General features: G+C 50.8%; 5 protein-coding genes. 3 read left to right on the forward strand and 2 right to left on the reverse strand.

Annotation, left to right across the window (positions count from 1 at the left end; translation table 11 throughout):
* Positions 1-2: 2 nt before the first annotated feature.
* Positions 3-2,126 carry a hypothetical protein gene (locus tag PMI37_RS05595; RefSeq protein ID WP_008078939.1) on the forward strand — a complete coding sequence of 708 codons (2,124 nt, stop codon included), beginning with the start codon at positions 3-5 and terminating at the stop codon, positions 2,124-2,126.
* Between the two features lie 420 nt (positions 2,127-2,546).
* Here the strand turns inward: PMI37_RS05595 and PMI37_RS05600 are convergent, their stop codons facing one another.
* Positions 2,547-3,545, reverse strand: coding sequence for a hypothetical protein (locus PMI37_RS05600; protein WP_008078940.1), 999 nt, complete (start codon positions 3,543-3,545; stop codon positions 2,547-2,549).
* 1,013 nt (positions 3,546-4,558) lie between these two features.
* Between PMI37_RS05600 and PMI37_RS05605 the strand changes: the two genes are divergently transcribed.
* Positions 4,559-10,396: a DUF3320 domain-containing protein gene (locus PMI37_RS05605; protein WP_008078941.1), complete on the forward strand. Its 5,838-nt coding sequence runs from the start codon at positions 4,559-4,561 to the stop codon at positions 10,394-10,396.
* Between the two features lie 429 nt (positions 10,397-10,825).
* Positions 10,826-12,058 carry a hypothetical protein gene (locus tag PMI37_RS31790; RefSeq protein WP_008078942.1) on the forward strand — a complete coding sequence of 411 codons (1,233 nt, stop codon included), beginning with the start codon at positions 10,826-10,828 and terminating at the stop codon, positions 12,056-12,058.
* An 82-nt stretch (positions 12,059-12,140) separates the two neighbouring features.
* On the opposite strand, the gene PMI37_RS32180 is transcribed toward PMI37_RS31790, so the two are convergent.
* Positions 12,141-12,407: an alpha/beta fold hydrolase gene (locus tag PMI37_RS32180; RefSeq protein ID WP_008078943.1), complete on the reverse strand. Its 267-nt coding sequence runs from the start codon at positions 12,405-12,407 to the stop codon at positions 12,141-12,143.
* Positions 12,408-12,435 lie beyond the last annotated feature (28 nt).

Below are 12,435 nucleotides of genomic sequence, written 5' to 3' on the forward strand. Positions count from 1 at the left end.
TTATGAATCCTGTGATTATCAATTGCACTGGTATGGTGGCGCCAGCAGACGTTGAACCACTCTTATTGATATCAACAAGCGCTTCAGATGAGCCGTATGATATATGCTATATCCTTGCGACGAATTCGCTATTTTTACAAGCAATGGGTAGTGAGGAAAATGCGCCAATAAGAGAAAAATTAGTAGCTCGGTTAAATCTCGATTGTATAGCTATTATCTTCTACTGCAAAAAGGTCAAGCAATATCAGTTGTACAACATAACACCAGCAGCGGTTACGCTGGTCGAAAAAGGTTTCGATGTAAAAAGAGTTGCGTCTATCGATCTGGAAAGATTGCTTAACAAACACTCTAGTGAAAGCTTCATTCGAGGTAGCGCGCAATATCATTTCGCAACCCCATCCCATAATCACACAAACGCATTTTTCAGGTTGGGTGACTCCATTAAGAATCGGGACGATTTGGATAGAGTTACCTTTTGGTTGCTTAAATGCATAGATGAGTCTGATTATATCTTTATTGATTCTTGGTCAATAGCTGCGATTCCGTTGAGAGCTTTACAGATATTGAGTAAGGATACGGTGTTTGACGCACTACCTGCTCACCCAGCAAAAAAGATAATTGATTGTAGAAGTGTGGTTTGCGCTGCGACGCCAGAGCTTAAGGTATCTGTAAGTCCGCTATTACTTGTCAGTGTTGTGAGTAGTGGCAGCTTGGTCGAAAAATTCAAGGAGATTTTTCAGGGGGCGTATGCGACGAAAAAACTATCTATCGTTTCGGTATATTCTTTCGTCGAGCAGGAATATAGCTGTTGCTGTGTTGATCGTAATGTAGTGAATTATCACTTTGATAGCTGTGAGTTTTGTCAGAAAGGAAGCAAGGCTATTGAAATTCATCCAAGTGCTTATTATATAAAAGATGCTACGGATTCAGGCGTAAAACTGACTAGAGGAATTGCCGAGACCGGCTATAATTTTTTTCATAAGTACCATCATCATTTGAATGACATTGTTTCCTTTCATAAGGGCGATATTTCGAAAGGGAACAAGCATTATGCATATTATATAGATTACAATCAGATCTCCAGTCTTGCTATTTTTGCTAAAGCCTTGTCCGAGCAACTCGCGTCTAAATTGACAAACAATTCCGTTGTTTTATCGCTTGTTCATGATCCCGTTGTCGAAGCTGAAGTCCGCTCCCAAGACGCTGCGTTTTATTACTTGAATGGACCAGAGTCTGTTCTAGGAAAAGAAGTATTAGAGTGCGTACAAAAATCAGACAAAGTAATCATATATGATTCTGTAACTATCAATGGTAAGTCTTTCGAAAAGCTGAACAACTTTATTCGAGAGAGCGCGGAGTTGAGCGCTGCCATTACAAATATTATTTTCATGGCCGGAGTTTACAGGCCTACCTCTGCATTAGCAGAGAAAGCGCTCCAAAGCTCCCTAGCTTACAAAGATGCCCGGGTATTGAGAGAGTTTTCGTACATCGAGAAGCTCGTGTTGCCCGATTTCGGTCCGCTGGATTGCCCGTGGTGCCTTGAGCTTGGGGCAATTAAAGGTTCAATAAAACCCGCTTTGAAAGGTTCTGGACGGTTTTATGAAAGAGTTTCTCGGCTGTCAAATTTGCATGATGGCGTTCGCGGAACTGAATCCATATTTCATATTGATGAAAATACAGAGGCTTTAACACTGGGCTCCGACTCCTATCTTGCGCCAGAAAAAACCGCTATTTGTGGTGTGGTACTCGCGGTTGCTTCCGCTCTTCAGCAAATGCGAACCGCAGAAGATGAATCGAAACGTTTAGCGCCGGGCTTTCCCTACACCCAAGCGCTAGGAGCTATAAATTTCTCCCTTTATTCCGAAGGTCTTATTCGGGCTGCCTTGGTCAGAAACGCCTCTGCTATAGAGTTCGGCGTGATCGAAAAAGAAAAAACGTTAGAAATCTTGCTGCCGGCGTTAGAAGAAATTAACCAAGCCAGTCTTCTTTCCGAATACATTGTGGCTGTTATTTGTGGAAAATTACCTCCCTCATCAGCATTGAGTGATGCAGTGACCGTTCGACTACAGAAGCTTACCATCGATAATCCAGAAATAATGAAGTTGGCGATAGGTAACGAGGGCTGACCAGCTCATGAGTATTGCTTAAAGAAACGCGCTGATGAAATGGTCCGATGCTGAATGTATGGCGCTTCGCCTCAGGTCATTGGGGCATTAACGGGGAACATTTTAGTGAATACCCCTCCATTCAATCGCACGTACTAGGAGGGGTAAACCAAGACGGGCGGGAAGGCAGCTTTCGAGCGCTCGCGGGATGCAATACCTCGTTAAATCAATAGACTACCCATCAGCAAGATCTCCTGATCTAAGGTTCACCCCCTCGGGGGAAATGGCCCAGAAGAGTCTCTGCTTGGGTGATTGCCGCATCCTAAGTTACACAGAAATTGGGCTGAGTAACGCTCCCTTCGGTCCCTGGTCCGGATTTGGCTGATCTGAAGATTTTAACTGTGCAGGTCCGCTAAGGCTCACTGGCATATCTCATCAAGGTCAGAGCGCCTTCCCAGTCTCATTAGATTTGAATGGTTTGATCTTCTCAAGGAGTTCAGAAACGGATGAAAACATCTGTACCATATGATTTACATCGGCAGGCAATGTCGCAGAGTCTGGCCAGCCAGCTTTCTCTTCCAAGACTTTTAGCATCAGTGATCTTGTTTCAGACTTGTTGCTGTCATCGCTGAATTCCTTCAACGAATAGTAGGCTAAGAGATAACGGTCAAATACGGAACGGACCTTCATGAACTGCATGGACGACTCTATGAAACTTCGATATTGCTTAAGAAACCATGCGGCTAGAAATTCGACTACTAAAAAGGCTATGGAGCAAGAGACGATGCCGTAGATCATATAGGTTGTCCCGCCCCAATAATGGAAGGCTAGCTGCCAAATTATGATGCTGGCAATATAAAAATATATGCCTCTTCGCAGGTATTTCGTACCCGTATCAAGAAGCTTGGAAGCTTTTTCCTCGGCGAGGGTTACGTGTTTGTCCAGTGTTTGAATCAGATTTAGTATGTAATCTTCATAATGGTCTTTTGGTTTTGCAGGTTCTTCTTTAGTTTCTTGGGTTAAACCATTTTTGAGGCTTTCGATTTCAGCGCGGAGTTTTCTGACGGAGAGTAATTGCTCCTTGCTGCGCGCGCGCAGATCGATGTCTTGAAAGCTATCTTTTGTAGAGCTAACGTTTCTTTTTGGTAGACTGAACAGGAAGCCGATGAACAGTGCTATAAGAGGCAGAACAATTGATAGAACGTCTCTAGTGAAATCGAGATTGATTTGGCTAAAAGCTTCAATGACCTTATCGGCAGGTACGCCTGTAATGGAAGTTGTTATGCTTCCGACGGCGAGAGATAAAAACGCTAGTTGCCAATATCTTAGCTTCCTCTTACTGGGATCGTTCCACCGGTAGAGTACATCCCCTTCAGCTTGAACGAAGCGTCCTGAGATGCCAGGATCATTTACTAACTCTTCTCTATCATCACGCTTCACTGCTGATCGACTCCTTTTTTCCACCAACCAATTAGCCTATCCAAAATAAGGATTGCTGTTTGCCGACTACGGATGCGGTCACGGATGACCCTGCTTGCGCGACTTCACCTCAGTCCGGGCAGAGAAATACCACTCCGCCCGGCGCTGCGCAATGCCAAAAATGATGGCCTTGCGTCCATTCCGGGATAGCTAGCTTATACGAACGTGCTTTTAGCTTCCTTCGTCGAGAGTTAGGAAATCCGCCGGTAGTGGAGTTGAGTGAGGCCGAACTAAGGATTGTGTTTGCCACGATAGATTGAACTGTGAGTTGAAAACCCAGTCATTTCGACCAGTTTTTGACGTGGCATTTCAAAGGCAGCTAGCCACCTCCCTCAGCCGCGCAAGTACTTGCGGATCTAGGCACGGTGACATTCGCCTTCGTTCTCCCCCCATGGATCACATACTCGCCTTCATCTATGCGCCCAAAGCTAGACTTTTTGCTCTCAGCATTTGGCCGTCGTAAGCGCACCACATGCTTAGCAACTCCAGCGTGTACCGGGGCAAGGGATTGTTCGGACGCCGTCTACTAAAGCGATTTTCATATCGGTACATTCCTTTAGGCGGCCGAAGGTCTCAGGCACAATTTTGTATATGAAGCACTTTCAACCAGCGCAACCGGCGGGGCATGATTTTATGAGGCTTCTGACATGATCTACAAGTTACCTGGGTTGCTGCGATTTACCGTTTTGATGCTTTCATTCTCCATGTGAGTTGAGACACGTCGTCAGTGGTCGTTGATCTTCCAGGATGCCGGAAGAGCGCAGTGGTTCTGACTAAGCCCACGAATCGGCCGGCTGATCGCGCAGCAGATTCTCTTACCTGCCACACACAGCATTTACTTGAACACATTTACCTGACCAATACGTTCGGATTCTGAGATAAAGAAATTCCAATCCAGTGATTAGTCATGGACTATAGGCACCATTTCTCGGCCTCTTCGCGAGGCAAGCGCTGGCAGCTCCAGGAGCCTGTGAATGAACATCAAAATTGAGGCGCTGATCGCCCGGAAGATCGGCTTCGCTTCCCATCAAAATGCCATTCCGCTTGTACGAGAATTGAGCATTTGGAACCAGGAAGAAACAAATCTTGAAAATCTGGTACTGACTCTAAGCGCCGACCCGGATTTCGTTGAAAGCCGAACCTGGCATATAGACCGTATCCATGCGGGTGATCGCCTCAGCATTTCTGAACGCGACATCAAGCTGAATGCTGGCTATCTGTCCGGGCTGAGCGAAAGCTTGAGCGCCGATGTGGTCATGCGCTTATCCCAAGGCGACAACGTACTCGTCGAACAGCGCTTTCCCACCGAGCTGCTCGCTCGCACTGAATGGGGTGGATTGAGTGCCATGCCGGAGTTGCTTGCGGCTTTCTGCATGCCCAATGATCCCGCGGTGGACCGAGTACTAAAAGCTGCTTCTCAAGTCTTGCGGCGCGCAGGTAAGAAAGACGGCATTGATGGCTATGAAAGCAAATCGCGTACGCGCACTTGGGAGCTTGCCTCCGCCATTTGGTCAGGGGTGTGCAGCTTTCAGTTGAGTTATGCCTTGCCTCCAGCCAGTTTTGAGCAGCAGGGTCAGAAGATTAGACCACCAAGCGTCATTCTGGAAAACGGCGTGGCGACCTGTCTGGATACGGCATTACTGTTCGCTGCGGCTTTGGAGCAGGCTGGATTGAATGCCCTGCTGATCATGACAAAGGGGCACGCGTTTACGGGCGTTTGGTTGCAGCCGCAAGAGTTTTCTCAGCTGCTGACCGATGAGGCATCGGCAGTACGCAAGCGTTTGGACCTAAAGGAAATGGTGGTTTTCGAAACCACCCTTGCTACGCAGGCGCCCGCGCCTAGCTTTTCCCAAGCTGTCGCGGCTGCTGAGCGACAACTCGATGATGAACAGTTCATCATGGCTATCGATTTGCACCGTGCTCGGATGCAGAAGATCCGCCCAATGGCGCTAGTGTCATCAGTGAATGTATCTGATGTTGCCGATGATGCTCCGCCGGCGGCTGAAGGGTTGGAGGAGGCCCCCGCACTCCCTGGTTTCGACGTCGAAATCAGCGAAAGTACCGAAGGTCCTGCCGGCAAATTAACGCTGTGGCAACGCAAACTTCTTGATCTGACTACTCGCAACCGACTGCTGCATTTGCCAGACAGCGCGAAAGGCGTGCGTCTTCTCTGCCCGGATCCAGCAGCTCTTGAAGATCTTCTTTCCAGTGGTCAGCGCATCCGTGTGGTGTCAGTACCTGATCTGAACAGCAGTGGTCGTGATGTAGCCGTATACGAGCAGCAGAATAATGAAAGTCTGATCGACGAGGTCGCCCGTCAAGCACTTGCTCGGGGTGAAGTACTAGCCAGCCTGGAGAAGGCCAAGCTTGAAGCAACCTTGATTGAGCTGTTCCGAAAGGCGCGCAGCGATTTGGAGGAGGGCGGGGCTAACACCCTGTTTTTGGCTATTGGCTTTCTAAAGTGGAAGAAAAGCGCAGAAGACCCGAAGACCTACTCCGCGCCACTGATATTGCTGCCTGTGAAGCTTGAACGCAAAAGTGCTTTGTCCGGGGTGACGCTGACGCTGCTCGACGAGGAGCCGCGTTTCAACCTGACTCTGCTCGAATTACTACGACATGATTTTGAGTTGGTGATACCCGGGCTCGATGGCGAATTACCAAGCGATGAAAGCGGCATCGACGTAACGGGCATTTGGAATATGGTGCGGCGAGCGGTGCGTGATGTGCCTGGATTTGAGGTGAGCACTGAACTAGTTTTGGGCACCTTCTCATTTGCCAAATATTTAATGTGGAAGGATCTGAATGCCAATGCGGCGCAACTGCTGCGAAGCCCTTTGGTTAAGCACTTGTTGGAACCTAGCGAAGCCGGCGAAGGCTTCTCCGGCTCAGACGAGTTTCCTAGGCCCGAGCGTCTGGACTCATCAGTAACGCCTGCTCAGCTTTTCGCGCCATTGCCAGCTGACTCTTCGCAGTTATCCGCCGTCGTGGCATCTGCCAGCACTCATAGCTTTGTAATGGACGGACCTCCGGGCACCGGTAAGTCTCAGACGATTGCGAACATGATTGCTCACAACCTAGCGTTAGGGCGTCGCGTGCTGTTCGTGGCAGAGAAACGGGCGGCGCTTGACGTGGTTTATCGACGCCTGGCAGAGAAGGGGCTCGGCGAATTTTGCCTGGAGCTGCATTCAAGCAAAGCGTCCAAAGTTGAAGTGCTCAAGCAGCTGGATCGCGCATGGGATGTCCGTGACGCATTAAGCGCCGAGGATTGGGAGCGTGAGGCTGCTCGACTGCAAACACTGCGGTCGCGACTTAACCAGTTGGTGGAGGTCCTTCATCGTCGCTGGAGCAACGGTCTTTCCCTGCATCAGGCGATTGGTCGTGTCGTTCGTGATCACGGCCCTCAGACGCCGAAACTGGCTTGGCCACCAAGCAAGGAGCACGATGCTGCCGAGTATGGGCAGTTACTCGATCTCGCGCGTCGGCTTGGGCTTAACGGTGTTGCCGCGCGCGACCTGTCAGGTAAGTTCGGTGCTCTGGCGCAGACACAATGGTCGAACGCCTGGCAGGCACAAATTGCAGACTCCTCACGTGAGTTGCCACAGGCCCTTGATGCGTTAAATGCTGCAACTGAGAGGCTTCTTAGCCTCACTCACTTGGCGTTGCCTGTGACTGAAGCCACACAGGCACAGCAACTTCACGATTTGATCAGCCTGGTCGTTGAGTCCTACGGGATGAACCTTTCATTCGCGTTTGCACCAGATGCAGTTACGCGTATCGAAGCAGCGCGGCGTGCTTGCCAGTTGATCGAGAGCTATCGGGAGTTGGAGGAAAGCCTGTCACTGAATTACGCCGATGAAGCTTGCCGTCGAATACCCCTGGAGGCTATGCATGGTGAATGGCGAGAGGCAGAGGGCAAGTTCTGGTTTCTGGCTACTTTCGCCAAGAAAAAAGTATCGAAGAAACTGGCCTCGTTAGGAGGTGCGGCCGGTCTTCCGGATACGCTCGGTGACCTCGCGATTTTCGAGCGCCTGCATTTGCAGCTTGTAGAGCTGGACACACTGGCAAGTGACATTCAGGCGATCCCTGGCTGGCAAGGTTTGAAAAGCGATACCCCCCGTACGCTACGCGCCATAACATTGGCTGAAACTCTGCGCGGGATGCTGAGTGGGTTGGCCGAATCACCCGACCACTTGGTTTCATTGCGCGGCGCAGTCGCGCGTCTGGTAATCGATGCGAATGAAATGTTGGCGCCGGGTGGGCAAATCAGCGCAGCGTTATCGGCATTGCAGCAGTCATTGTCTCGCTATGACGAAGCCGCTCGGCTGTTCGCAGGATTGGCTGCAAGGAACTCAGACACGCATCCAAGCGTTGCAGCGTTGCGGGCTACGTCACTTTCTATTCAACAGCAGGAAGAGCAACTCAAGGCTTGGTGCGACTGGTGTCGAGTGCGTGAGCAGGCTTGTGAAGCCGGACTTGCGAGCCTCGCCCAAGCACTAGAAACAGGAAGCCTAATTCCGTCCGCAAGCGAGGAAACGTTTGTCACGGCCTATGCCCATTGGTTTGCGACACACGGCATCGACAGCGAGCCGCTTCTGAGGAATTTCGTTGCTGCCGAGCACATGAGTGACATCGGTGCTTTCGTTCGCTTGGATGATGAAATCGCGAAGCTGACGGTTCGTTATATTCGGGCGAAATTATGTGGCCTGATCCCTTCAAAGAATGACATCCCTAAAAGCAGCGGCTTTGCCGTTCTCAAGCATGAATTGCAGAAGTCTCGCAGGCACAAACCAGTCCGGCAGTTGGCGATCGAGATGGGCGATGCGCTGAATCGTCTGGCGCCCTGCATGCTCATGAGCCCGTTGTCGATTGCACAGTTCTTGCCTGCCGATCAGCCTCCGTTCGATTTGGTTATTTTTGACGAGGCTTCGCAGATCGCCCCTTGGGATGCAATTGGTTCGATAGCCCGGGGCAAGCAAGTCGTTATCGCCGGCGACCCCCGTCAGATGCCGCCCACGAACTTTTTCAGCCGCGGTCCAAATGCGGGTGACGATGACACGGCCGAAGACATGGAGAGCATCCTTGACGAATGCCTGGGAGCAGGCGTGCCAAGCCACAGTTTGAGCTGGCACTACCGTAGTCGCCATGAAAGCCTGATTGCGTTCTCCAACCACCGCTACTACGACAGCAATCTGATCACCTTTCCCGCGGCAGAAACCCGTGCCAGCGCAGTCGAGTGGCGCAGAGTTGAAGGCGTGTACGCAAAGGGGAAAGGGCGGTACAACCAGGCGGAAGCTGAAGCGATTGTGAACGAGACCGTCAAGCGCCTTACCGATCCCGCGTTCGTCGCGGCGGGTCATTCCATCGGGATCATCACGCTAAACTCTGATCAGCAAAAGCTGATCAACGATTTGTTGGATTCCGCACGCAAGCAATACCCGCAGATCGAGCCGTTCTTCCAGGACACCCAAACAGAACCTGTTGTCGTCAAAAACCTGGAAACAGTCCAGGGAGATGAGCGGGATCTGATTATGCTCGGGATAGGCTATGGCCCAACCGAGCCAGGTGCGCAGGTTATGTCGATGAACTTCGGCCCCCTCAACAAAGACGGCGGATGGCGCAGGTTGAACGTTGCTATTACACGGTCACGACGAGAAATGTTGGTCTTCACGTCGTTCGACCCGTCGATGATCGATCTGAACCGTACCAATGCTCGCGCAGTCCGGGATTTGAAGCACTTCATCGAATTCGCCCAGCGCGGTCCAAGGGCACTTGCCGAGGCTATCCAAGGCTCGGTGGGTGGATATGACTCGCCGTTTGAAGAAGCTGTCGCTCAAGGGCTGCGTCGCCTTGGTTGGCAGGTAGTCCCACAGATTGGCGTGTCGCGTTTCCGCATCGATTTGGGCATTGTTCACCCTGATCGTCCGGGCGACTACTTGGCCGGTGTCGAGTGTGATGGCGCCACATACCACAGTGCCGCCACTGCTCGTGATCGCGACAAAGTGCGAGGCGCGATTCTTAGTGGCTTGGGCTGGAACCTAGTGCGACTTTGGTCCACGGAATGGTGGGTCGATAAGGAAGGTGCCTTACAGAAGCTCCACTCAGCTCTGAACAACCTACTGGACCAGTCCCGAGTAGCTACTCTTAGCGGACAGGTATCGGAGGCGCCACAGGCCGCTCCGATTCTTATCGATTTCGCAGGTGACTCCACTGTTAGCGGAGAGCATTTCGAAGCGCCGGTTACTTCTGCGAGTGAGTTGCCAGCGGAAATCGGTGAGGTTCGAATCGCACGTGCTCATACTGATCAGCCAGTGTCCCTTGGACAGAAGGGCGAGTACCGAGTCGCTGATCTTTCTGGCCTTGCGCCCATGATCAAAGCCGAGCAGTTTCACTCGCCCGCTTACAACTCGGTGCTCCGTCAGATCATTGAAGAGGTGTTGCGCCAGGAAGCGCCAATTCTCGACACGCTCTTAGTCCAGCGTATCGCTCGCGCGCACGGTTTCCAGCGATCAGGACGGCTTATTCGAGACAGAGTGCTGGAGTTGGCTGAACAACACCATCATGTCCAGCAGGCGGGATTTGAAGAGGTGTTCGTCTGGCACGCCGAGGGCGATGTGATGGAATGGTCCACATACCGTGTTCCTGCATCGGCCAATGACACGCGCTCAATCGAAGAGATCGCAGCGGAGGAACTGCGCATCGCAGCGAGCATCATCGATGCGGGGGACTTGGCCTTGGAAGTCGCCAGGTTGTTAGGCGTCAAACGTCTCACAGGGGCGGCGCGTGAACGCATAGAGCGAATCCTTAGCGCATAGGGAGCTGATTCATTTGTCGTGGCGACCTAAATATTGATTATGTAGGTCGCCCCGAAAACGTAGATAGCCCTAGTCGCACCTAATCGGGCGGAATCTGTGCCGGGAGTACCCGGTGACAACTATGCGGCCCCAAAGTCTAAGGTCTGATTGCGAGCCAGTCTCGGTCCACTGCGCAGCTGCGGGGAGACTATTGATGTCATAGCTGCCCTTCTGCATGCTGGGCCACTATCGCAAACATTAAGCCTCGGGGCCACTAAACCAGCCCACACGAATTTTGAATGGATAATACCTCATTCGCCGAAATGCTGTTTTTTTTACAACTCGATCGTGAAACGCCACCAAAGCGGTCTACGCTAACCGAACGATTCATCTGCATTGATTCCTTTGGTGATAGTTGCACGTGATCATAGGTGAAAGGAGAGCGGCGTAATGAGAGTTCTTAAATTTGTCGTGATTCTGTTATCGGTGAATGCTGGCCATGCTCTGGCGGACAGCTGTGATTCAATTTTAGATGAAAAACTAATGACCGCGTCGTCGATAGTCGATCAAAGTGAGGCGGAGTCCGCGGCAAAGTATGCATTTTGCAATAAATCATATTCTGAAGCAAAATCCTCCTCAGGTGGGTCCATAGGTGGAAGCTTTAAATTTATCAGTGCCAGTGCAAGTAAGGATGAAAGTTCTTTCAATAAATGGAAGCAGTCGAACTGTGGTGATTCCTCTAGCTCCTCTGCTACTGCGAAGTATAGATTTTCCGCACAGAAGGCTTTAGGGGACGGGGTGGTTGAAGCATGGCGAACCTGCATGCTTCAAAAGGATGGTCTCAGTTGCCTGGTCTCACCCAGTAGCGATAATGAAACAATAACGTTCATGTACTCTTGGAAACCTAGTGGCGTCGGTAAAACGGTAATTCTCAAATCTTCGATTTATAATGGAAGTAGCATTGATGGCGGAGACGTCAAGAATAAGGTTGCTAAAGACGGTGATGTTATATACCCAGGGAGGAAAAATCTCACTATTGTCCGAGCTGATGCGAGCAAAAAAACAATTATCGGAATCAATGCCTTATACAATGAAGATGTTTCATATGAGTGCAGCGTGGAAGTTCCCGTTATCTCATCCAAGCCGCCTGACCCTGTCCCGGTATCTAAGAAAACTATTAAAGGACGTTGGTGTTACTCATCTGCTACTGGGCCTTCTAGCAGCGTAATACCGCCTTCTCCTACTGTCGAATTTGTCAAGATTGATGGCGACTGGCGGGCTTATTTGGCGCCTAACCAAGGAGTTAGAATTCCAAGCGGCGGGGTAGATAGAGTAGATGTTGACGAGGGGGATGATGCAGTGATTGTAACTGAAGTAAGCAGAGATATGATGCTGCCGCCTCCGGATTCACCTTCACTGTACTACAGAGGACCATTCCCTGCACCTGATGTGCCTGTAGTTCCTTCTAAAAATATACCTGGAGTGATCCCCGCACCTGGCAGTGCGCCACTTCCCGCGCCTTCAGGCAAATCTGAAGGGTTGATCATTACAACTGTTGTGAAATACGGAATGCCTGATAATTACACTTTGCAAGCGCAGTCCGTGAGTGTTACTACAAATGCCAGTGGGGATCGTGATTCAGGCAGTTCCTATCCGCTTATAAGGTATAGCAGATGTGATTAATGGATATTTTGTGAGTTGGCTGGCTACGGATAGAAGTGGCTTTAACTGCCCGTAGGCGATCAGCGCGGCTATTACCTGTCACTTACCGGCAGAGGAATTCGCGTACCACTTTGGCGGTTCGCTTGGCGCTGGTCACAACGAAAAAATGCCCCTCGTCCGGCAGGACGTGCAACTCGGAACGGCGAATACTACGGCGTAGAATGTTGGCATTGTACGGCCTCACCAGTGTGTCGCATTCGCCGGTGAGGATGAATGTGCGCTGGCGCAAACGGGACAAGCGCAGCAGGCTGGTCCAACCAATTAAGGCGCTGAGTTGGTGGTAATAGGTTCGAGGGTTGGCCGTTAGCATGCCGTTCACCACGCCAAAGCGCAGCAGC

Origin of the sequence: Pseudomonas sp. GM80 (genome assembly GCF_000282515.1) — a bacterium.
GTDB lineage: Bacteria > Pseudomonadota > Gammaproteobacteria > Pseudomonadales > Pseudomonadaceae > Aquipseudomonas.

What these genes read in the sequence shown, in the direction of transcription:
- PMI37_RS05605 (WP_008078941.1), top strand. Translation starts at nt 4,559, where the DNA reads ATGAACATCAAAATTGAGGCGCTGATCGCCCGGAAGATCGGCTTCGCT.
- PMI37_RS32180 (WP_008078943.1), bottom strand. Translation starts at nt 12,407, where the DNA reads ATGCTAACGGCCAACCCTCGAACCTATTACCACCAACTCAGCGCCTTA.
- PMI37_RS05595 (WP_008078939.1), top strand. Translation starts at nt 3, where the DNA reads ATGAATCCTGTGATTATCAATTGCACTGGTATGGTGGCGCCAGCAGAC.
- PMI37_RS31790 (WP_008078942.1), top strand. Translation starts at nt 10,826, where the DNA reads ATGAGAGTTCTTAAATTTGTCGTGATTCTGTTATCGGTGAATGCTGGC.